Source organism: Sinanaerobacter chloroacetimidivorans, assembly GCF_018128545.1.
In the GTDB taxonomy this organism is placed as follows: Bacteria; Bacillota; Clostridia; order Peptostreptococcales; family Anaerovoracaceae; genus Sinanaerobacter; species Sinanaerobacter chloroacetimidivorans.
Map to the genome: position 1 here is coordinate 195,455 of NZ_JAGSND010000006.1, position 22,420 is coordinate 217,874.

The 22,420-nt window shown below is 42.1% G+C and carries 17 protein-coding genes and 1 other annotated feature; of the genes, 5 read left to right on the forward strand and 12 right to left on the reverse strand.

Going from position 1 to position 22,420, the window contains the following annotated elements:
* Positions 1 to 217: 217 nt before the first annotated feature.
* The gene (locus tag KCX82_RS11035) at positions 218 to 1,633 is read right to left on the reverse strand and encodes a sigma-54 interaction domain-containing protein (protein ID WP_227018522.1); all 1,416 of its coding nucleotides are present in this window, start codon (positions 1,631 to 1,633) and stop codon (positions 218 to 220) included.
* A 179-nt stretch (positions 1,634 to 1,812) separates the two neighbouring features.
* On the opposite strand from KCX82_RS11035, the gene KCX82_RS11040 reads away from it, so the two are divergent.
* From KCX82_RS11040 to KCX82_RS11055, 4 genes are all read left to right on the forward strand, one after another.
* On the forward strand, positions 1,813 to 2,229 hold the full coding sequence (locus tag KCX82_RS11040; RefSeq protein ID WP_227018523.1) for a secondary thiamine-phosphate synthase enzyme YjbQ: 417 nt from the start codon (positions 1,813 to 1,815) through the stop codon (positions 2,227 to 2,229).
* 105 nt (positions 2,230 to 2,334) lie between these two features.
* Positions 2,335 to 3,096, forward strand: a complete 762-nt coding sequence (locus KCX82_RS11045) for a MerR family transcriptional regulator (protein WP_227018524.1) — start codon at positions 2,335 to 2,337, stop codon at positions 3,094 to 3,096.
* Positions 3,097 to 3,158: 62 nt separating this feature from the next.
* Positions 3,159 to 3,893 (forward strand): ABC transporter ATP-binding protein, encoded by a 735-nt coding sequence (locus KCX82_RS11050; protein WP_227018525.1) that lies wholly within the window; start codon positions 3,159 to 3,161, stop codon positions 3,891 to 3,893.
* Positions 3,880 to 4,623: an ABC transporter permease gene (locus KCX82_RS11055; protein WP_227018526.1), complete on the forward strand. Its 744-nt coding sequence runs from the start codon at positions 3,880 to 3,882 to the stop codon at positions 4,621 to 4,623. Before KCX82_RS11050 ends, KCX82_RS11055 begins: the two co-directional genes overlap by 14 nt.
* 125 nt (positions 4,624 to 4,748) lie before the next feature.
* Here KCX82_RS11055 and KCX82_RS11060 read toward each other — a convergent pair whose 3' ends face one another.
* The 7 genes from KCX82_RS11060 to gatC form a co-directional block, all read right to left on the reverse strand.
* The gene (locus tag KCX82_RS11060) at positions 4,749 to 5,369 is read right to left on the reverse strand and encodes a hypothetical protein (RefSeq protein ID WP_227018527.1); all 621 of its coding nucleotides are present in this window, start codon (positions 5,367 to 5,369) and stop codon (positions 4,749 to 4,751) included.
* A 63-nt stretch (positions 5,370 to 5,432) separates the two neighbouring features.
* Complete coding sequence (locus KCX82_RS11065) at positions 5,433 to 5,939, reverse strand: hypothetical protein (protein WP_227018528.1); 507 nt, start codon at positions 5,937 to 5,939, stop codon at positions 5,433 to 5,435.
* 495 nt (positions 5,940 to 6,434) lie between these two features.
* A complete protein-coding gene (locus tag KCX82_RS11070) occupies positions 6,435 to 7,631 on the reverse strand; it encodes a pyridoxal phosphate-dependent aminotransferase (RefSeq protein WP_227018529.1) in 1,197 nt (398 codons plus the stop codon).
* Between the two features lie 16 nt (positions 7,632 to 7,647).
* Positions 7,648 to 8,199, reverse strand: a complete 552-nt coding sequence (locus tag KCX82_RS11075) for a ferredoxin domain-containing protein (RefSeq protein ID WP_227018530.1) — start codon at positions 8,197 to 8,199, stop codon at positions 7,648 to 7,650.
* 192 nt (positions 8,200 to 8,391) lie between these two features.
* Positions 8,392 to 11,790 (reverse strand): aspartate--tRNA ligase, encoded by a 3,399-nt coding sequence (aspS, locus tag KCX82_RS23375; protein WP_465250648.1) that lies wholly within the window; start codon positions 11,788 to 11,790, stop codon positions 8,392 to 8,394.
* Positions 11,790 to 13,292, reverse strand: a complete 1,503-nt coding sequence (gatA, locus tag KCX82_RS11090; protein ID WP_227018531.1) for an Asp-tRNA(Asn)/Glu-tRNA(Gln) amidotransferase subunit GatA — start codon at positions 13,290 to 13,292, stop codon at positions 11,790 to 11,792. The genes aspS and gatA overlap by 1 nt, the downstream gene beginning before the upstream one ends.
* Before the next feature lie 79 nt (positions 13,293 to 13,371).
* Positions 13,372 to 13,659 (reverse strand): Asp-tRNA(Asn)/Glu-tRNA(Gln) amidotransferase subunit GatC, encoded by a 288-nt coding sequence (gene gatC, locus KCX82_RS11095; RefSeq protein WP_227018532.1) that lies wholly within the window; start codon positions 13,657 to 13,659, stop codon positions 13,372 to 13,374.
* Positions 13,660 to 13,732: 73 nt separating this feature from the next.
* Positions 13,733 to 13,977, reverse strand: a binding site (T-box leader).
* Between the two features lie 262 nt (positions 13,978 to 14,239).
* Here gatC and KCX82_RS11100 point away from each other — a divergent pair.
* The gene (locus KCX82_RS11100; RefSeq protein ID WP_227018533.1) at positions 14,240 to 16,330 is read left to right on the forward strand and encodes a glutamine synthetase III family protein; all 2,091 of its coding nucleotides are present in this window, start codon (positions 14,240 to 14,242) and stop codon (positions 16,328 to 16,330) included.
* A gap of 173 nt (positions 16,331 to 16,503) precedes the next feature.
* On the opposite strand, the gene asnB is transcribed toward KCX82_RS11100, so the two are convergent.
* The 4 genes from asnB to trpS all read right to left on the reverse strand — a co-directional run bounded on the left by asnB (position 16,504) and on the right by trpS (position 22,414).
* Entirely contained in the window at positions 16,504 to 18,330 is a 1,827-nt protein-coding gene (asnB, locus tag KCX82_RS11105; RefSeq protein WP_227018534.1) for an asparagine synthase (glutamine-hydrolyzing), read from the reverse strand.
* Between the two features lie 172 nt (positions 18,331 to 18,502).
* Positions 18,503 to 19,072 (reverse strand): ANTAR domain-containing response regulator, encoded by a 570-nt coding sequence (locus tag KCX82_RS11110; protein WP_227018535.1) that lies wholly within the window; start codon positions 19,070 to 19,072, stop codon positions 18,503 to 18,505.
* 274 nt (positions 19,073 to 19,346) lie between these two features.
* A complete protein-coding gene (locus KCX82_RS11115; RefSeq protein ID WP_227018536.1) occupies positions 19,347 to 21,062 on the reverse strand; it encodes an ammonium transporter in 1,716 nt (571 codons plus the stop codon).
* A 371-nt stretch (positions 21,063 to 21,433) separates the two neighbouring features.
* A complete protein-coding gene (gene trpS / locus KCX82_RS11120) occupies positions 21,434 to 22,414 on the reverse strand; it encodes a tryptophan--tRNA ligase (RefSeq protein WP_227018537.1) in 981 nt (326 codons plus the stop codon).
* Between the last annotated feature and the right edge of the window lie 6 nt (positions 22,415 to 22,420).

Below are 22,420 nucleotides of genomic sequence, written 5' to 3' on the forward strand. Positions count from 1 at the left end.
GTCCTCCTTAAGTTATAGTGCGCGCATTTATTCATTGAGCAATTTTTATGCCAAGATTCAAACTACCGTTTTTCAACATGCCGGGAAATGCATACAAAAAGAAAGTATTCATTTGTGAATACCTTCTTTCCTGTTTTCTTAATTTTCAGATATTTAGAAGTCAAAAGCCCGCGTATTCACGATTGAATACTTATTCTTATATGAATACCCTGATTTCCTATTTCATATATTTCCGAATCTTCCGGACCGCCGTAGGCTGACTGATTTGCAGAGCTTTTGCAACACCTACGGATGTTCCGCATCTGTTATAGGCCTCCTTAATCAAAGCCCCTTCCAGATCCTCAAGGGCTTGCATTAAATTTCCGCACCCGGGAGGTGCTTCCCCTCTCTTGTCCGAACATAAAATCACCTGAGGCAATGCTTCTTTTGTAATTTTATTTCCCTCCGAAGTAAGCATGACGCGTTCCAGAATATTTTCCAGTTCTCTCACGTTTCCGGGCCAGTTATATTCCAGTAATTTATCCATGGTTTGCGGATGAAGGCTTTTTTCCAAGCTGTATTTCTTGTTGAATTTATCAATGAAGTAAGAAACCAGCGGTATGATATCCTCTTTCCTGTCCTTTAAAGGAGGAATATGGATCGTGATCACGTTGAGACGATAATATAAATCCTGTCTGAATTTATTTTGGGCCGTCAGTTCCTCCATATCTCTGTTGGAGGCTGCTATCAGCCGGAAGTCCACCTTTATTTCCCTGGTTCCACCGACTCTGGTAATGGTTTTATCCTGTATGACCTTTAAAATTTTAGCCTGAAGGTTCAGAGGAATTTCAGAAATTTCATCAAGCATCAGAGTTCCGCCCTGAGCCAGCTCAATCAAACCGATCTTACCATCCTGTCCTGCTCCGGTAAAAGAACCCTTCTCATAGCCGAAAAGCTCCGATTCCAATAAATTGTCGGGAATCGCCGCACAATTGATCTCGATAAAGGGACCTGTACTCCGGTTGCTTTTATTGTGTACAAACCTTGAAAACATTGTTTTACCCACCCCAGAAGGGCCTAAAAATAATACATTAGCATCAAATTTTGCAATTTTATTGATGGTTCTGATCACTTCCCGTATACTTTCAGAGTTGCCTACTATGCCTTCTATGGTGACAATCTTGCTTCTCAATTCCTCGATCTCTGCCGTGTATTTTTCCATTTTACTTTCCAATGCGGAATATTGCTCCTGCAGGTTCAGATAATCCGTCAGATCCCGTGTAAAGCTTACCACTTTTTCAATTTTACCCTGTTGATTCCGAACCGGAGTGGCAGTTACGATCAATTCCCGACCAAGGCTGTTCTTCTGCCTCATAGTCACCTTTTGATCTGATTCCAACACCTTTGCAATAATGGAAGGCTTGAAAACACCTTTTTTCTCCATTTCAAAAACTGTCTTTCCAAGAATGTAGTCTTCTCCGATACCATAAACGGACGCAAAGCTTTTACTGACTTTCAGAATTTTTCCTGTCCCATCGGTTATGAGAATATCATCATGGATGGCATCCAGGATTGTATCGATTTCCCTTGCGAACTCCTCCTGATTCTTTCTTTTCAATTTTCTTCTGCCTATTTTCTTCCCTATCTGTTTCATATGGCATCCCCCGGATTCTTCAAGAGTTGGAATTTCCCTTATTATATACTACCTTCCCCGGATACGGGAACCATTTTTTGTTGTTCCGGATTTTTTAATTGTTTCCAAATACATTGACCTCTCTACATATTGTTTGATATGATTTGCATAACGAATTTAAAAAAGGAGATGACCAAACGATGAAATCCTATCGAAAAGTACTGCATTTTCACCTGCCTGCACGAAGAGGTCTTGTAAATATAACGGATGAGGTTCAGAGTGCCGTCACTGAAAGCGGGATTCAAGAGGGTCTGGTTCTGGTTAACGCCATGAATATTACCGCCAGTGTCTTTATTAACGATGACGAGAGCGGTTTACATCATGATTATGAAGTATGGCTGGAAAAGCTGGCGCCGGAGAAGCCCTACCAGCAATACCATCATAACGGCTACGAGGATAACGCCGACGCCCATCTCAAGCGTACCATTATGGGAAGAGAAAGTGTTGTAGCCATTACCAAAGGCAAGCTTGATTTTGGCACCTGGGAACAAATCTTTTATTACGAACTGGATGGAAAGCGTGATAAAAGAGTGCTGATTAAAATTATCGGTGAGTAAACAGAAATAAACCGGCAGGTGTTTTTTTAGAAAAACCCTCCACTATAACACCAGCCTTCTATCGGATGCTAAAATGACGAAAAAAATAGGAGGTAATCCGATCGAATGAATACTTATAAAACGACGGAAATTGCTCATTCCAACGGTATCCATCCCAATACGGTACGGCTCTATGAAGAACTCGCACTGATACCGAAACCAGAACGTAAACCAAACGGCTATCGCATTTTCACTGATCTTCATATGGATCAGACCAAACTGGTAAGAATCGCCCTGCAAGTTGAGGTTCTGCAAAATGGTTTACGGAAAATGGCAATTGCTATTATTAAGACCTCTGCTGCAGGAGATTTTGACAAAGCAATCCAACTGACAAAAATCTATTTACAGCAGATCAAAAGAGAACAAGGAAATGCGGAAGAGGCCATCGATATTGCAAGGCAGTTGCTATCAGGCAACGGGAAGGATATAAACGGCGCAGTCCTTACCAGAAAGGAAACAGCCGGACGCCTTCAAATCTCTATGGATACCTTGAGAAATTGGGAAATGAATGGACTGCTGACAGTCAGGCGAAAGCAAAACGGCTATCGGGTATATACGGACGAAGACCTTCGGCGACTTACAATCATACGCTCCTTACGATGTGCGAATTATTCCCTTTCAGCAATTTTAAGGATGCTCAGCATGCTCTCCGACAACCCCCAGGCCGATATACGGAAAGCCCTTGATACCCCGAAAGAAGATGAAGACATCATCTCCGTATGTGACAAATTAATAACTTCCCTGCAAAAGGTTGAAAAGAATGCCAATGACATGTTAGCTCTTTTAAGGAAAATGAAAAAACACTATGACGCAAACCCTACACTTTAACACCAGACTTGATTCTGGTGTTATTCTTTTTTTACAAAAAAAGAATAGGAGGATTTTTCAACGTGGAGACAACGATAAAGGTAAATCAATTGAGTAAGTCTTATGGTACCGTTGCAGCAATCCGAAATGTGGGTTTTTCCATTTGCCGCGGTGAAGTATTTGGTCTGCTTGGAGCCAACGGTGCAGGAAAAAGCACCACCATTGAGTGCATATTAGGTACAAAAAAACAGGACAGGGGGACCGTATCAATTTTAGGGCTGAACCCGCAAAGGGACCGCAAAAAGCTTTTTGAGAATGTCGGAGTTCAGTTTCAGGAGGCCAATTACCAAGACAAAATAACGGTATCTGAGCTTTGTGAGGTTACGCAGTCCCTTTACAAAACCTCTCTGAGTTATCACGATTTGTTAAAACAGTTCGGCCTTTCGGATAAATTAAAAAGCCCGGTATGCGAACTTTCGGGAGGACAAAGGCAACGTCTGTTTATTGTCCTTGCACTCATTCCTGACCCCGAAGTCGTATTTCTAGACGAACTGACTACGGGACTGGATGCAAAAGCCAGGCGTGATGTCTGGAAATGCCTCTCTGAATTAAAGGAAAAAGGGTTAACGATTCTCTTGACCTCTCATTTTATGGACGAAGTGGAGGCTCTGTGTGACAAAATCATGATTCTAAAAAACGGCAACAGCATCTTTTACGGAACCGTGCAGAATGCTGTTGCCTCAAGCCCTTATGAAAAATTTGAGGATGCCTATCTTTGGTTTACACAAGAGGAGGAAGAAGAAAATGCAAGCATTTAAAACCCTGCTTAAAACAGAATTCAAGCTATCTTTACGCGGGATGGACATGTTTATCTTTGCAATCTGTATGCCGGTTGTGGTAGTAATCATTTTAGGGGCTGTTTTCGGAAATAAGCCCGCTTTTGATGGCGCCGGTTATTCTTTTCTGGCGCAATCCTTTGGAGCCGTGGCGGCCATTGCCATTTGTGCCGGTGGAGTCATGGGACTTCCCTTAGTCATATCCGATTATCGGAACAGGAAAATCTTAAAGCGGTTCAAGGTAACACCAACCAGCCCAGCCTTTATTTTGGCGGTTCAAGTTGTGATCTACGCACTTTATGCTGTCATTTCACTTCTTCTGGTTTACACGGTGGCATCGGTTTTCTTCGGATACCAATTGCAGGGCTCGTGGCTGCACTTTTTAGGCGCATTCTTGCTGGTGATGTTATCCATGTTCAGCATAGGACTCCTGGTGGGCGGATTAGCGCCGAATATGAAAACAGCAAGCGTTATGGCCAGCCTGCTGTACTTTCCTATGCTTATTTTTTCCGGTGCCACCCTGCCTTATGAGGTCATGCCTCCGGCGCTTCAAAATACAGCCGATATAATGCCGCTGACTCAGGGGATCAAACTGATGAAAGCCGCTTCTTTAGGTTTACCCCTCGATAAGGTCTTGCTTCCCGTTATCGTGATGATTACCATTACGGTGATCTGTACCGGTGTTTCCATTCGTTTTTTCAAGTGGGAGTAATCATTTGCTGATAGCCTGTTTCATTGAAAAAATATCCTGACACACCAAAAAGAAAGAGCCTCTACCTTAGGGTTTTGGCTCTTTTAAAAAGTTAAATTCATTCAATGGATATAATGTTGATAGTACTAAAATTTTTCTTTAATTTTTTCATCAGTAATCTCGGCTTTAACTTTTTCTTTAATTTTTTCTTTATCTAGTTCAGGCAAATTATTTGTTTCAAGATATTCTGCCACCTTTATACTGGTTAAATGAGCAGGGCTTTCTTTTCTGATCTTATAATCATTCCAATATTCATCCTCCGTCATACCTGCCGCTTCAATTACTGCCTTAGAATAAGCTTTTCCATCGGGTGTAGATTCTACTAAGGCTCTTTGCTTTTCAGTAAACTCAATTATTTCTTTTTCGGTAGGATAAATATTGTGTTCTTCTGCAAACTGTTTCTCATATGCCTGTACTTTCATTGAGTCCCAGGCATCCTCCAACGGGTTATCTGATCCTGCAAGTTCAAAAAGCTTTGCTCTTACTTCAAGATCTTTTGCTTCAATTTCCTCCCCTAATATGGTGCCTACGATTCGATCAGGACTTTCACTACTATCTAATGTTCTTTCATTACTAGATAAAATATCTCTTAATGCCGAACCTATCCACGCCCCTGCTGAAGATGGATCTTTCTGGCTTGCGTTTACTGCTACTATACCGAATAGTAAAATTACTACAAGAGTTAAAGAAATGGCTATCTTTCTCATATTTATTTATAAGTACCTTTTGATACTTATTTCCTCCTTTCATATATACAAATCATATTATGACTAACGGTTTATCGTTGCTGTAACAGTACCACTATTATTAAACAAATATATAGCATTAGTGTTTATGTATGTCACCGGTACTTGTATCGTTGCAGAACTATTAAATACTCTAAGTGAATGCCATTTACGAGACTCATATATATATGTACTTGGATCATGTATTATATCTTGCCAAGGCAGCGAAGATAGTGATCTCGAAGAATAAGAGCTTCCATCTGCTTTTTCTTTAAGTGTACCAGTTGCAGACCCATTACCAGCAGCAGCTGTTGCTTTCGGAGTCATTGAAACAACGACATACGCATCATCTAAACGACTTGATGTTGATGATATACTTGTGTAATATACAGTAAGAGAAAGATCTATTCCCCATGATACAACTATTCCAAGTTCTGGGACTGATCCATATGGCGCAAAATAACCGGTAACTTTTTTTGATGCAGCGGATGAAAAACACGTTTGAGACGAAATAATCAATAGTGCTATTATTATAATCGATACTTTTTTCATTAGTATACCTCCAATTCAATAAACGAAGTTTAATACTTTGTAGGAATTAGAAACCTTTTCTAATTAAAAGATATTTGTTTACTTTTTTTATTAATTTAAGTATTGTATTAATAGGGATTTTCCATATTCGTTCTATTCCAATTACTTCTCAGGTGTTGAATAAAGAATATGTGAAAGTCTCTTTACATATTCGTGCTCATAGGCATCACCACTTTCTTATTTAACTATTTTAATGTAAATAGATTTATAAGCATTTTAACAGATAAGAAAATTTATGTGTTGATTTATGCGCGAAACGGCAAATAGATGCGTGAAACGTACACATTTAGAAGGATCTCTGCAGTAAGAAGCGAAGCGACAAATGGGAAGCGTGGCTACGAGCTGAGGGCATATGTCGGCAGAGCAAAAAAATACTGACCAGACGAGGTCTGATCAGCTGTGTTTATTATTATGCCAAACGACATGTTTGGTGTAAGAGGGGCAATCAATTTGCCCTTACTTGATTTTGTTATTATAGACTTCCAGTCCTTTTGCAAGGATCTGCAGGGCTCGTGCCAGTTTGTCTGTCTCCAGAACATAAGCGATTCGGATTTCATCCCTGCCGAGACCTTCCGTAGCATAAAAACCATCTCCGGGTGCTGCCATTACTGTCTCTCCATTATCGTCAAACTCCAGCAGCATCCATTTCAGAAACTCCCCTGCATCCTCTACCGGCAGCTTGCAGATCATATAGAATGCACCTTCCGGCTTCTCGCAAAACACACCGGGAATTTTCTTCAAGTTTTCAAAAACGACATTTCTTCTCTTTTCAAATTCATCTCTGATTTGGTGAATAACCCGGTATCCGGTAGAATACAACCCTACGGCTCCCTGCTGTTCCAACGTTGAGACCGCAAGTCTGCCCTGACAAAGTTTGGAGATCAGATCCATGATTTCCTGGTTTTTGGAAATAACGGCACCGATTCTGGCTCCGCAGGCATTAAACCGTTTGGATACGCTGTCAACCAGCACAAGACGGTCATGGATATCTTCCAGGAAACCAAAGCTGGTGATTTCCCTGCCGTCAAAGACCATTTCCCGATATACTTCATCCGAAATAATGTAAAGGTCATATTTCTTTGCCACATCCGCAACCATTCTCACCTCTTCCTTTGTCAGTACCGTTCCGGTTGGATTTCCGGGATTGGTGATAAAGATTGCTTTTGTTTTATCTGTAATCTTTGCCTCCAGCGACTCTCGATCGATGTGGAATCCGTTCTCTGCATAGGTGGTCACCGCCACAGGCGTTGCTCCTGTTATGGTAAAAAAGGTATTGTAATTTGAATAATATGGTTCAAACAATACAAACTCATCACCGGGGTTTGTCAGAGCCAGAAGGGTAAACATTACCGCTTCCGTACCGCCTGTGGTGATATAAATGTGCTTTTTGTCAATGTCTATGCCTGCACCTTTATAGTACTTTTCAACTGCCTCAAGAAGTTCAGGAATACCGTTGGACGGCATGTATTCTACCGTAGGCTCATCAAATGCTCGAATCCGTTCGTAATATTCCTGTGGTACGTGCAAGTCCGGCTGACCGATATTTAATCGATAGATTTTCTTTCCCTTTGCTTCTGCTTCTTCTGCGTATTTAGTCAGTTTTCGGACTGATGAGGCTTTCATCTCGAGCATTCTATACGATAGTTCTCTCATGCTTTACCTCTTCCTTCTATTCACTTAATACGCTCTTTGAATCCCTGTCAAAGAAGATGCTCTTTGATGTGGTAGAAAGAGGAATTCCAAAGACTACACTGACGTCCTCCGGGAGGTAGTTCAGCTTCAAAGCTGCCTTTCCCACAGAGAACATGATTCTGTTGTCAATTTTATGAGCCGCTGCTGTTGAAACTGCAGACCCTAGTGCAATACCCAGATCATTTACGTTAAATGCGCAGTTGGCACCGGCTTTCTTTGTCTCCACACAATTCGCAAAACCACATAAGCTGCAGTTATCCAAACCCAAGGGTCTATTGTAAGTGCCGACGAGAACAACCGCCGGGCTGGCATCCACATTTCCCGCATCTCTTGCAAAGAAATCCGTGCTGGTATCCTTGGCTATTTTCCTCATGGCATCTGCTAATTTATCCTTCTCTTCTCCATCTACAATCATCGTAACTAAATTGTCTATGCCGCAGCCTTTGGGAGCTGTTCTTGCTGCTGCCAGCATAAGGTCTGCCACTTGCATGATCGCTCTTTTTTCTGCGTCTTCGTTATTGTATATCATTTTGAACCCTCCTAGTATAATATGATACGTCTTCTATTCTATTATACAGAGGGCCTTAACACAATAGATTTCAACAATTCAGGAGGATTGCCCTGGTTTTTAAACGGCAATTGGATATTCTCAGGTTTCCTTTCATTATTGCCGTAATTATTTTGCCATTTTTTTTGAATTTTTCGTTTTTGCCGAAAAAATTTACCTAATTTTGATATGAACCTCTCTTAATTGCTTCTCATCCACCTCGCCTGGAGAGTTGAAAAGAGGATTCTGGGCATTGCTGTTCAGTGGGAACGGAATTACCTCCCGGATACTTTCCTCTTCACATAACAGCATCACCATTCTGTCTACGCCGGGAGCCATACCTGCATGGGGAGGCGCGCCGTATTGGAATGCGTTATATAATGCACCGAATTTATTTTTTACATCCTCTTCCGTATAGCCTGCAATTTCGAAAGCCTTTACCATGACATCAGGCCTGTGGTTTCTCACCGCACCGGAAGAAAGCTCCACACCATTGCAGACAATATCATATTGGTAAGCTTTGATATCCAACGGATTCATGGTCAGCAATGCTTCCATTTCTCCCTGCGGCATGGAAAACGGATTATGAGTAAAATCAATATTACCCGTTTCCTCGTTGATCTCAAACATTGGGAAATCAGTAATAAAACAAAACTCAAAACGGCTGGTATCAATAAGGTCCAATCTTTTGCCCAACTCTGTCCGGATCTGGCCTGCATATTTTTCCACCAGCCCCTTTTCATCACTGATGAAGTAAAGAACGTCTCCTGCTTTTAGATTCATTTTCTCTTTGATTTCAGCTCTCTGTTCATCGCTGAAAAATTTATCGATGGGTCCTTTATAGGACATATCTTCTTTGACTGAAATATATCCCAATCCCTTCATTCCTATGCTTAATGCAAACTTTTCCATGGCACCAAAGAAGGACTTCGGCATCTTTGCACAGTCGGGCACCACAATCCCTCTTACGATTTTACCTTGAAAAGGTTTGAAATCAACCTTCTTGAAAAATTCAGTCAAATCATCAATCATTAACGGATTCCTCAGATCCGGTTTATCGGTACCATACTTCAGCATAGCCTCCGCATAGGGAATCCTTACAAAAGGTGCCGGTGAGATCTCTTTGTCCGAAAACCTATGGAAAGTCTCGGAAAGGACTCGTTCTGCCACAGCAAAAACATCTTCCTGCGTGGCAAAGGCCATCTCAAAATCCAGCTGGTAAAACTCTCCCGGCGAACGGTCGATTCTGGCATCTTCATCCCGGAAACAGGGCGCTATCTGAAAATACCGGTCGAAACCTGATACCATAAGCAGCTGTTTGAACTGCTGGGGTGCCTGAGGCAGGGCATAGAACTTGCCCTTATGCTTTCTGCTTGGCACCAGATAATCCCTGGCGCCCTCAGGGGAGGAATTTGCAAGAATCGGTGTCTGGATTTCCATAAAATCCAGACTTTCCATTTCCTGGCGTAAGAACTTGATGATTTGAGAACGCATTACCATATTGTGGTGAACCTTCGGATTCCTCAAATCTAAAAATCTATACTTCAGCCTTACCTCTTCTCTGGTGTCGGTGGAACTGTCGATTTCAAAAGGCAAATTGGATACCGACTCTCCCAATGTGCGGATCTCCTGAGCTTTCAGCTCCACCTCGCCCGTTGAGAGATTTGGGTTAAAGGTTTCCGCATCCCTTTTCAGGACGGTTCCGAACACAGAAATGACCATTTCTTTATTCAGCTTCTCAATCTGGTTTTCCGTTACCACTACCTGCGTAATGCCGTAATGATCCCTTAAATCGATAAATGCAATTCCCCCGTGATTTCGGATCGTGCTTACCCAACCTGCCAATTTAACCTCCTGATTGACATCGGTAATGGTAAGTTCTCCGCAGTTTTTGGTTCTATAAGCTGAAGATTGATAAATTTCAGGACGGTTGCTCAATTTGTCGTCTTCCTCTGATTTTCCCAAAAGCTTTGCGTATTTTTGATAAGCAGCATAGGCAGGATTTAGTGGAGCCCCGGCTTCATCTCTGATTTGTTCTTTTTGATCCGGATCTCCCTTCTGCTGATTTTGTTCCTTTTCCTGATTTTGTTCCTTTTCTTTCCTGACGGTCTCTGCACCCGCTGCCGGAATGATTCCAATGATCCCGTAACCTTCCAGCTTTTCTTTCAGCACAGCATGGATGGTCTGAGGACTTGCCTTTCCTTTAAACTCTCTCATGCACTGTCCCACCAGAAAGTCAAAGGCCTTATCCTTGCCATTTTGAAAATCCTCTATAGATTTCGGATTTTGGGAAAGAACTCTCAGAGCAACCTCTTCGATCAAAGCCAGGTCTTCCACCACAAGAAGCCCGTTTTCCTTTACATATTCTTTCGGATCGATATTATTTTTATAAAGCTCTTCGATCAGGGCTTTTCCTACGTTTCTGTTAATTTTACCTTCGCCGATCAGATTTATAATATCTGCCAGTTTCTCCGCTGAGAGAGAAAGATTTTCCGGCAAGGTACCGCTTTCCTTCATCAGTCTGAGAATATCTCCTGCAATGGCATTGGCTGCTTCCTTCGCATCCTGGGCGATTGCTGCCGTCTCTTCAAACAAATATGCGATCTCTTTTGCAGATGTCAGGGTCTTTGCCATTTCCGGAGAAAGATCATACTCTTTTTGATAACGGTTTCTTTTTGCTTCCGGAAGCTCCGGAAGTTCCTCAGCTGTACGGGAAATCCATTCCTCATCAATGGAAATGGGAAGGAGATCCGGCTCCGGGAAATATCGGTAGTCCTGCGCATTCTCTTTGGAACGCATCGCAAAGCTTTCTCCTGATTCGTCATCCCACCTTCTGGTTTCCTGCTTCACTTTACCGCCGTCTTCAAGGATCTTGATCTGTCTGTCGCTTTCAAACAGGATGGCTCTGTAAATAGCTTTAAAGGAGTTCAGATTTTTCATCTCCGTTCGGGTACCATACTCCTTCTGTCCTGCCGGTCTTACGGAAAGGTTTACATCGGCGCGCATGGAGCCCTCCTGCATTTTGCAGTCGGAAACATCCAGGTATTGAAGCATTTCCTGAAGGCGTTCCATAAAGGTAACTACTTCGTCAGCGCTTCTGAAATCCGGATTTGTTACAATTTCAATAAGAGGCACGCCGCATCGATTATAATCAATCAAAGTGCCGTCGGTATCATGAATGAGTTTCCCTGCATCCTCTTCCATATGGATTTCGCACAGGGTAATTCGCTTTGTTTCACCTTCACCCGGGTCGATATCGAGATAACCGTTTCTGCAAATAGGATGATAGAGCTGTGAAATTTGATAGTCTTTCGGCAGATCCGGATAAAAATAGTTTTTCCTGTCAAATCGATTATGTTTTTGAATATCACAATGCAAAGCCAATCCGGCCCGCAAAGCCTTTTCCACGACGCTTTGGTTTAACACAGGAAGGCTTCCGGGTAAACCAAGGCAGACAGGACAAGTATGGGAATTGGGCTCTCCGCCGAATTCCGTGGTGCAGCCGCAAAAAATTTTCGTTTTCGTCGATAACTCCACATGGACTTCAAGGCCCAACACAATTTCATATTTCATTATCTGTCACCTCCCTTAGCCGGTAAACTTTCCTTATTTTTAACCAAATCAGGTGTTTTGGTATGATAGTCCGTATTTAATTGATAGCAATAAGCTGTTTTGATCAAGGTTTCTTCTGTAAAAGCATTTCCGATGAGCTGCATTCCCACCGGCATACCGTTCTCGCCGAATCCGCAAGGCAGTGCCACCGCAGGTAACCCCGCCAGATTGATGGATACGGTATAAATATCCGCCAGATACATAGCCAGTGGATCTGAGATCTGTTCCCCGATTTTATAAGCTGTCCCAGGACTAACAGGGCTCAAAATCACCTGATATTTTTGGAAGGCTTGTTGGAAGGACTCCTTAATCAGGCCTCTTACCTGCAGCGCTTTTTTATAGTAAGCGTCAAAGTATCCGGAGCTTAACACAAAGGAACCCAGCATGATTCTTCTTTTCGCCTCTTTTCCAAAGCCTTCGCTTCTGGATTGGTAAAAAGTGGAAAGTAAATCATTTGCTTGATCCGAACGATATCCAAATTTAATGCCGTCATATCTGGATAAATTGGAGCTGGCTTCCGCACAGGCAATAATATAATAAGCCGGAACTGCATATTCGATGGTTGGTATTTCGAATTCTTCAACGATAGCTCCTTGGTGCTCAAACTCCTTTGCCGCATTTAGCACGGCATTTTTTACATCCTCAGAAATGCCGATTTCAAAATAATTTTTCGGAACACCTATTTTCATTCCTTTGATGTTTCCGTCAAAGGCCCTGGAGAAATCAAAAGGTTTTTCCAGAATAGAGGTACTGTCCTTGATATCGTACCCTGAAATGACGGATAAGGCGGCGGCGCAATCCTTCACATCCTTTCCCATGGGTCCTATTTGGTCCAAAGAGGATGCATAAGCCAGAAGCCCGTACCGTGACACGCTGCCATAGGTTGGTTTGATGCCCGTAAGTCCGCAAAAAGCACAAGGCTGGCGTATGGATCCCCCGGTGTCCGAGCCCAAAGCATAAGGCGCCAGCTTTGCCGCCACCGCCGCTGCGGAACCGCCCGAGGAACCGCCGGGAACACAATCCGTATTCCACGGGTTTCTGGTGATGCCATAGTATGACGTTTCCGTTGAGCCCCCCATGGCAAATTCGTCCTGGTTGGTTTTTCCCAGAATCACGGCGCCTGCATCCGAAAGCTTGTCAATTACTGTTGCATGATAGGGGGGATAAAAGTTCTCCAGCATCTTGGAGCCTGCCGTTGTTTTGACTCCTTTTGTACACAGATTATCTTTTACCGCTACCGGAACTCCTGCCAGGGGAGACATGGATTCTCCCTGATCTATTCGTTTCTGAATTTTCTCAGCCGCATCCAGAGCTTCTTCTTCCAATACAGTAATATAAGCATTGGTTGCACTTCCTTCCGATTTGGCAGCATCAAGAAATGCCTTGGCGGCCTCTACACTGCTGATTTCACGCTTCCTTATTTTTTCTCCTATCTCAAGAGCTGTCATGCTTCTTATATCCATCGATCTTTTTTCCTTTCTTAATTCATCCAATTCTTAATTCACCATGAATTTGCAGATTTCCGATTCTTTTTTTCTCTTTCTATTCGACTGTCTTAAATACCTTAAAATAATCTCCCTTAGCCTGGGGTGCATTGACCAGCATTTCCCCGCGCCGGTCTTCATTTATAACCTCATCTCTGCGGAATCGGTTTACCTCCCCGAAGGGGTGAGTCATTTCCGGCATTCCTGAAGTATCCAGTTCATTTAATTTATCCATATAATTTAATATGTCCGTCAAATCTTTCTTGGCGTTCTCTTTTTCTTCTCCGGAAAGCTCCAGCCTTGACAGCTCTCCAATGTAATCAATCAATTCATCTGTGATCTTCATCGTTTTTCTCCTTACAATTTATTAACTCACTCAATTTGCAAATTTTCATAAATAAAAAGTCCCTAAGAAAATTCTTAGGGACGAAAATAAACCGTGGTACCACCCAAATTGATGTACTGTCGCACATCCTCTCTTAAGCATCATAACGTATGCCAACCGGACAAATTTACTGAAAAGACAGGAATATATGTTTCTTTCGTTCAAAATGCCGACTCCCAAGTGTTCTTTCATCACGAGTGTCACAAATGACAATTTCAGTCACGTTGTCACTCCCTGCTTTGCGTTTCTCTGACTACTTTTCTTGATCACCGTCGTTGTATTATGTCGTTTTACTTATATTGTTATATTATCTATTGAAAAACAATAATCATTCATGTTAAAGAACATAACATAAAATAAACTTTCTTGCAAGTATTTTATTTTTTGCTCTTGACAACACGTTAATATATGATTATACTATATCCAATATAGCAAAGGCGCTAAGGTCATTTTGGCCGTAGTGCCTTTTTTTTTACTTTTTCGGACTATTTAGTGATGTATTTTACATAACTAGCAATTAAAAAAAGAGGAGGAAAATCTTATGAGTAGAATTTCGGAAATATTCGGCAGCATGGTTTTTAATGATGCAGTGATGAAAGAAAAATTGCCTAAGGGCACTTATAAAGCTTTAAAGAAAAATATGGAAGAAGGAACCAACCTGACGCTTGAGGTGGCAAATGTCGTGGCAAATGCCATGAAGGACTGGGCTCTGGAAAAAGGTGCGACTCACTTTACTCATTGGTTCCAGCCAATGACAGGAGTTACCGCGGAAAAGCATGACAGTTTTATTTCCCCAACGGATGGCGGCGGTGTCATCATGGAGTTTTCCGGTAAAGAACTCATCAAAGGTGAGCCTGATGCATCAAGTTTTCCGTCCGGAGGCATAAGGGCAACCTTTGAGGCAAGGGGATACACCAACTGGGATCCTAGTTCCTATGCCTTTATTAAAGAGAATACCCTTTGCATTCCTACTGCTTTCTGCTCCTACGGCGGTGAAGCTCTGGATAAGAAAACTCCTTTGCTGAGATCTATGGAAGCATTGAATGTGCAGGCTCTCAGAATCTTAAAACTTCTGGGCTATGATGATGTCCGCAAAGTGGATTCCACCGTCGGACCAGAACAGGAGTATTTTCTGATCAACAAAGAATTGTATGATAAAAGAAAAGATTTAATATATTGCGGCAGAACCTTATTTGGTGCAAAACCGCCTAAAAATCAAGAATTGGAAGACCATTACTTTGGTGCGATCAAGCCAAGAGTCAACGATTACATGGCTGAACTGGATGAGGAACTCTGGAAGCTTGGTATCCTGGCAAAAACAGAACATAATGAAGTCGCTCCTTCCCAGCATGAGTTTGCACCGATCTTTACAACGAACAATATCGCTACGGATCACAATCAGCTGGCAATGGAAATCATGAAGAAGGTTGCCCTGAATCATGGGCTGGTATGTCTGCTTCATGAAAAACCATTTGCGGGTATTAACGGAAGCGGAAAGCATATCAACTGGTCTTTATCTACAGACACCGGCATGAATCTGCTTTCACCAAGCAAATCACCCGCTACCAATTTGAAATTCCTGCTGTTCCTTTGCGCAGTCATAAAAGCCGTTGATGAATATCAGGATCTATTGAGAACTTCCGTTGCAAGCCCCGGAAATGACCACAGGCTTGGCGGCAACGAAGCTCCCCCTGCAATTATCTCCATGTTTATCGGAGAGGATTTGGAAGCAATCCTGAATGCAATCGAAAAAGATGAGGTATATTCAGATTCGAAAGATCGTACAATGAATATCGGTGTTCAGGTTCTCCCTCCTTTCCAGAGAGATACCACAGACAGAAACAGAACGTCCCCGTTTGCTTTTACCGGCAATAAGTTCGAGTTCCGTATGGCTGGCTCCAATGCCTCCATCTCCTGTCCGAGCTACGTGCTCAATACCACGGTAGCCGAGGCTTTAAGCCAGTTTGCAGACGAATTGGAAGCTTCCAGTGACTTTGAAAGCAGTGCAAAAGCATTAATTAAAAATACAATTATAAAACATAAAAGAATTATATTCAATGGAAATAACTATTCTGATGAATGGGTTATTGAAGCAGAGAAGCGAGGTCTTCTAAACCTGAAATCTGCTGTAGATGCATATCCGCTTTATACCAGTGAAAAGAATCTTGCTTTATTTAAAAAGCATTGTATCTTCACCGAAGTGGAAGTTCGTGCAAGACAGGAAATTGTCATGAAAGAATATTGCAATCTCATCAATATAGAAGCTCTGACCATGGTTGATATGGTTAACAAAGATATTCTTCCCGCTGTTTCCGGTTATATTAAATCCTTAACGGAAACTGCCATCGGCAAGAAGGCCGTTTCCTCAGAAATTACCTGTGAGCTGGAAGAAGAATTGATTTCCAACCTGTCTTCCTTGTCGGTATGCCTGTACAAGAGCGCTCAGGAGTTGGATAATGCATTGATTGAAGTCAATGCTATCGAAAACGTACAGACAGCAGCTGAATTCTACAATAAAAAGGTTCTTTCCATCATGAAAGAAGTCAGAGGTGTGGCAGATACTCTGGAAACCATGACAGCCTCCAGTGCTTGGCCGTTCCCGACCTTTGGAGAATTGCTGTTCAGCGTCTAATTTTGTTCTTCTCTTTTTTTAACATATATAATAAACCAAAGACCGAGGGATCCTAAGATCCAGCTCGGTCTTTGGTTTTTTGCAGTATTATCATTGTACCATTATTCCGCTTGTTTCATGTATGTTGAAAACCTTGATCCTTCGTCCTATCAGGTTTCCTTATATACTATATGCTAGATCAGTCTTATCTGATATCTTTTCATCCAATAATCTATTTGCAGGAAATAGGCAATGGTCTGCGGGGTAGTCATCAACTGGCCGTACCATGGTACGGAGCGGTTTGACGTCAGCAGTTTTTTCAGTTCGGTTTTTTTAATAAATTGCAGGATAGGAGAAGTACCTTCTGAAATCAATTCCTGCAGAAGCTTGGAAAGAGCTTCGAGATATTCCGGATGATGTGTTTTGGGGTAGGGACTTTTCTTTCTCCAGAGCACTTCTTCCGGAAGGATCCCTTCCATGGCCTTTCGCAGAATGCCTTTTTCTCTTCCTTCATAGTTTTTCATTTCCCAGGGCACGGTATACAGGTACTCTACAATTCTGTAGTCACAGAAAGGTACACGGACCTCCAGACCATTATGCATTGCCATCCGGTCCTTTCGATCAAGCAAGGTTTGCATAAACCATTCCAGATTGAGATTGGTCATTTCCTTCATTCTGGACTCTAACGGGGATAATCCGGGCAGTTTTGAGGTTTGTTCGACTGTTGATTCATATCGTTTGTAAACGTAGCTCTGGGGATCAATTTCTCTAAGAAATTCATCTTTCAAAAAAGTACTGCGGTATTGGGTGGACTGTGCCCAGGGGAAACCATCAATATTGCGTATGGTCTCATCCCGGTACCAGGGATATCCTCCAAAGACTTCATCAGCACATTCTCCCGACAAGGCAACGGGAGCATGCTCTTTTACCTCCTTGCAAAACAGCAGCAAAGAGGAATCTACATCAGCCATGCCCGGCAGGTCTCTGGCATCGACCGCCTTAAACAAAGCGTCGATAAGTTCCGGAGTCCGTATGATAATCTTATGATGCTCCGTTTGAAGGAAATCCTTCATTTTATTGATATAATAGTCATCGCTGTTCGGTTGGAATTTACTTGGGGTGAAGTATTTCTCATTGTCAAGATAGTCTACGGAAAAGGTATGAAGGCTTTCGCCTTTGTTTTTTAAATATTTGCATGACAATGCGGAAATGATGCTGGAATCCAGCCCTCCGGATAAAAAAGTACATACCGGTACATCTGATACCAGCTGCTTTTCTATAGCATCGGAAACTAGATACCTTACCTTTTCAACAGTTTGAGTAAAGGTGTCCTGATGCTCTTTATCTTCCAGCTTCCAATAGCGATATGTCTTCAGCCCATCCTTGCCAAAATGCCCACAGGAGCCTGCATGCAGCTCCTCAATTCCTTTCAATACTCCGTATCCCGGTGTTCTGCCCGGCCCGATCAGCATAATCTCAGCAATGGAATTTATATCAATGGCAGGTTCTGCAATAGGGTGGGCGAGAATCGCTTTGATTTCCGAACCAAAGACGAAAGTACTGCCTTTTAAGTAATAAAAAAATGGCTTTACACCCATGCGGTCTCTGGCAATAAAGAGTTTTTCCAGAAATTGATCCCAGATGGCAAAGGCAAAGATACCATTTAAATAATTGACACAGTCTTCTCCCCATTCTACGTAGGATTTCAATAGTACTTCCGTATCGGAATGTCCTATAAAACCATGCCCCTTGGCTTTTAATTGTTCTCTGATTTCTTCTGTATTATATAATTCACCGTTATATACAATACAATATTCTTTTTCTCCATAAACGGTTTTCATAGGCTGAATGCCGTTTTCAAGGTCAACGATGGATAGTCTGGTATGAATAAGGGTTGCATACTCCCTTTGAAAAATACCATCCTGATCCGGGCCTCTTCTTTTTAAAACATCCCGCATCAAGCCGTAATCCGCTTGATATTTTTTCCCGCTGTAATTAATTTCTCCTGCTATTCCGCACATGATATTACCTCGTATAACGCAATCGCGTTATAGTTATACCTTTCCATTGACTGATCTATTGACTGATTTTAGTATCAATAAAACAGGCGTTTTTATCGCAGATGAAAAACGCCTTTGTATGGTTATATTATATGCATCTTATGAATAATGTTGCATCATAAAAATTCATTGCCTATTGCTCGTAGGCTTTTAAAATTCTTTTTGCAACCCGAAATTTTGAAATACGCAAATCCATAGATTGCTTCTCTATGTATTTATGGGCCTGGGATTCCGTCATGGCCAGATATTCAATCAGTACGCATTTTGCTCTGCTGATAAGCTTCAGCTCCTCTATCTTATTCTGCAAGCTGATGTTTTCTTCCTTTAAAGTCATGAATCTCAGCCTTGTAACATCGGCAAATTTCACTGCCTGGTTGAAGAAAGCTCTTACGATGGGTTTCCCCACCACCAGAACCCCATAAGGTTCCACTTTCTGTGAAACAGCATCAGCATACTTATTTTGAACTGCCATCAGGACCCCAGCCATAGAATGTTCTGTGACAAAAACCGCCAAATCAGTTCCGGATTTATCTTCCAACGGAGAATTTATGATAACGAGATCAAACTCAGTTTTTTCAATTAGGCTTCTGGCTTCCGCATCACTGTACGAGGTGGTGATTTGTGAAGATACGCCCATCTCCAGCAGTTGTAAAAGCATATCTTTACTTTTTCCTTTTCTTGACACCAAAAGTATCTTTTCCATCTATAGCCACCACCTTTCCGGTTACATATTAGCTCATTGTTATCATAGGCCAAGCATCCAGGGTGATTCAATGAGCGCTTCCTCTCAGCAACGCTGCATCTCAATGGCATCGCTCATTATATCATAGCCCGAGTATCCAAGATGATTCAATGAGCGCTTCCTCTCAGCAACGCTGCATCTCAATGGCATGCGCTCATTATACCACGTTGTCAGAAAATTTCAAATACTTAATAATCCTAATTCAATTGGCAAAATATGTTTCAAAAAACCTTATTTATCTTTTGCTCTCATCATATTGGAGAGCGTCGTACCCTTCTTCTCCGGTACTGACTCTGACTACATTTTCCACATCATAGACGAAAATTTTACCATCGCCCACGGTTCCTGTTCTCAATACTGCATTTGCCGTTTCTATTACCTTTCTCACCGGAACCTTGCTTACAACCACTTCAATGCAGACTTTGGGCAAAAGCTTCATTTCCAGCTTAACACCCCTGTAATAGTCGTTTCTGCCCTTCTGTGCTCCGCAGCCATGAACCTGAGTTACAGTCATACCCGTAATGCCGATTTTATTTAAAGCTTCCTTCAGCTCATCAAACTTATTTTGATTTGCATAAATTTCCACTTTGGAGATCTTTGCCTTTCCCTTGTCATCAGGCAGGGTGGATTCTATTGGCTGAGCCGTTGCATCATACCCGTTGCTGTAGCCGTTACCATAGCCATTACTGTTGCCGTTTTTCATATCTTCAAGAGTAACTGCATCCAATCTCGGCATAAAGTCGGCATAACTGCTCACCAAATCATGTTCGAATACATCCAATCCTATTTCTTCCTCTTCCCTGGTAACACGGAGACCAATGGTATTTTTAATGATCTGGAACAGAATAGTCATAGTAATTGCGATCCACGCTCCTACACTGACCACCCCTATAATCTGAACACTCACCATGCTTACACCTCCGCCGTAAAGGAGTCCTCCGTCCAGAGCGAAAACACCGGTCAAGATAGTACCTGCCGCACCACAGAGACCATGGACACCGATGGCACCCACAGGATCGTCAATTCTTAATTTTTTATCGATAAATTCAATTCCAAACACTGTAACGAGTGAGGCAATCAAACCGATGGCAAATGCGCCCATTGCATTTACCGCATCGCATCCTGCTGTAATGGCCACCAGACCTCCTAATGCGCCATTTAATGTCATGGACACATCGGGCTTTTTATATTTGATCCAGGTTATGATCATCGTTCCCGTAGCTGCTGCAGCTGCCGCCAAATTCGTGTTAAAGAAAATATTGCTCATGCTGACCAGTACATCGTCACCGGTGGCAGATACGGTAGATCCGCCGTTAAATCCAAACCAGCCAAACCAAAGAATAAATACACCCAGTGCTCCAATGATAAGATTATGTGCGGGTATGGCCTGGGCTTCTCCCTTGCTGTTGTACTTTCCAATTCTGGGTCCGAGAATAGCTGCCCCGACAAAAGCCGCAATGCCGCCTACCATATGTACCGCTGTGGATCCGGCAAAATCATGGAATCCCAATTGTGAAAGCCAGCCGCCGCCCCAGATCCAGTGTCCGGATATCGGATAGATAACGGCACTGATTGCTAAACTATAAATACAGTAGGCAGAAAATTTCGTTCTTTCGGCCATAGCACCGGAGACAATGGTTGCTGCTGTTGCACAGAAAACGGTTTGGAATATTAAAAATGCCGAAGTTGGAAAAGCAGAATCATAATTTGACAAGACAAAGAAATCGGGTATTCCGATAATTCCTCCGAGGCTGGTGCCAAACATGAGTCCAAAACCCAAAATCCAGAAAACTACGGACCCTAACGCAAAGTCCATTAAATTTTTCATTATAATGTTAGCCGAGTTCTTAGCTCTGGTAAAACCTGTCTCTACCATTGCAAAGCCTGCCTGCATAAAAAATACCAAAGCAGCTGCAATCAGTACCCACATAGTATCAACTGATGAAAACATAAATAATTCCTCCCTTCCTATTAGACCGCCAATAAAAAAAGACGCCGGTGGTTACCCACAGCGCCTTTGCTATATAGTTGATGATTATAGTCCTGTTTTTCTCATCTGTCAACACTAATTTAAAAAATATTTTTGATTCACCGTTATTTTTTTGTATTCCGGATGTTTTTCAAATTGTATCTTGAAATATTTAAGGTTTTATTGTAAATCGCCTTGATTTTTTGATTTGTATACTGTATACTAACAATGAACAGACAAAGGCGTCTCTTTTATTTTATTCAGGAGCTCTTTGTCTTCTGTTTACTATTTACAATTGCCCGTTGTCAGCCGTCATGGCTTGGCATAAATAGGGCGGCAGGTGCCAAAGCAGATTAGATACCTAATCCGAACACATCCTTCACCCTTTTCATGGTTTTCTCTGCAATGGCATTTGCTCTTTGCCCTCCATCCTTTAAGATGGATACCAGCTCGCTGGAATTTCTGATCTCATGAAATCGCTGCTGAATCGGGGAAATGGCCTCTACCACTACTTCTACCAAATCTTTTTTGAAGGTTCCGTATCCGCATCCTTCGTATTTCTTCTCGATTTCTTTGATATCCATTCCGGAAAACGCGCTGTAAATATTTAAAAGGTTGCTGATTCCCGGCTTATTTTCAATATCAAATCGAATAGATCCTTCTGAATCCGTCGTTGATTTCATAATCGATTTTTTAATTTTATTTGCATCATCCAAAAGCGAAATTCTGCTGTGCACATTTTCCGCACTCTTGCTCATTTTAGATGTCGGATCATCCAAAGACATAATACGGGCACCCGCCTTTAAAAATCTTCCTTCAGGCACCACAAAGGTTTCCCCGCAACGATTATTGACTCTTAAAGCCAGATCCCTGGTTATTTCAATATGCTGCTTCTGATCATTTCCTACGGGAACTACATCGGTGTCATAAAGCAGGATATCTGCCGCCATCAAGATGGGATAGGTAAAAAGACCCGTTGGAGCTGATTCGCTTCCTTTGCTCTTCTGTTTAAATTGAGTCATACGGGAAAGTTCTCCGGTATAGGAATTACAAGTGAGAATCCAAGCCAGCTCAGCGTGCCCCGGTACATCTGACTGTACGAAAATAATGGAGTTTTCAGGATCTAAGCCTACTGCAAGATACAACGCAGCCACATCTAATATATTTTTCCTAAGTAATTTTGGATCCTGGGGCAATGTTAAAGAATGCATATCCACAATACAGTAGATACAGTCATTTTCTTCCTGAAGCTCTACAAACTGCTTCAATGCTCCTAAATAATTCCCTATGTGTATATTACCTGTCGGTTGAACTCCTGAAAATACTCGTTTCATTTCTTC

Coding starts and splice junctions, on each gene's coding strand:
- KCX82_RS11110 (WP_227018535.1), bottom strand. CDS start 19,072: ATGGAAAAGATACTTTTGGTGTCAAGAAAAGGAAAAAGTAAAGATATG.
- KCX82_RS11055 (WP_227018526.1), top strand. CDS start 3,880: ATGCAAGCATTTAAAACCCTGCTTAAAACAGAATTCAAGCTATCTTTA.
- trpS (WP_227018537.1), bottom strand. CDS start 22,414: ATGAAACGAGTATTTTCAGGAGTTCAACCGACAGGTAATATACACATA.
- KCX82_RS11060 (WP_227018527.1), bottom strand. CDS start 5,369: ATGAGAAAGATAGCCATTTCTTTAACTCTTGTAGTAATTTTACTATTC.
- KCX82_RS11040 (WP_227018523.1), top strand. CDS start 1,813: ATGAAATCCTATCGAAAAGTACTGCATTTTCACCTGCCTGCACGAAGA.
- gatC (WP_227018532.1), bottom strand. CDS start 13,659: ATGAAGATCACAGATGAATTGATTGATTACATTGGAGAGCTGTCAAGG.
- KCX82_RS11075 (WP_227018530.1), bottom strand. CDS start 8,199: ATGATATACAATAACGAAGACGCAGAAAAAAGAGCGATCATGCAAGTG.
- KCX82_RS11065 (WP_227018528.1), bottom strand. CDS start 5,939: ATGAAAAAAGTATCGATTATAATAATAGCACTATTGATTATTTCGTCT.
- KCX82_RS11100 (WP_227018533.1), top strand. CDS start 14,240: ATGAGTAGAATTTCGGAAATATTCGGCAGCATGGTTTTTAATGATGCA.
- KCX82_RS11045 (WP_227018524.1), top strand. CDS start 2,335: ATGAATACTTATAAAACGACGGAAATTGCTCATTCCAACGGTATCCAT.
- gatA (WP_227018531.1), bottom strand. CDS start 13,292: ATGGATATAAGAAGCATGACAGCTCTTGAGATAGGAGAAAAAATAAGG.
- KCX82_RS11035 (WP_227018522.1), bottom strand. CDS start 1,633: ATGAAACAGATAGGGAAGAAAATAGGCAGAAGAAAATTGAAAAGAAAG.
- KCX82_RS11070 (WP_227018529.1), bottom strand. CDS start 7,631: ATGAGAGAACTATCGTATAGAATGCTCGAGATGAAAGCCTCATCAGTC.
- aspS (WP_465250648.1), bottom strand. CDS start 11,790: ATGAAATATGAAATTGTGTTGGGCCTTGAAGTCCATGTGGAGTTATCG.
- KCX82_RS11115 (WP_227018536.1), bottom strand. CDS start 21,062: ATGTTTTCATCAGTTGATACTATGTGGGTACTGATTGCAGCTGCTTTG.
- asnB (WP_227018534.1), bottom strand. CDS start 18,330: ATGTGCGGAATAGCAGGAGAAATTAATTACAGCGGGAAAAAATATCAA.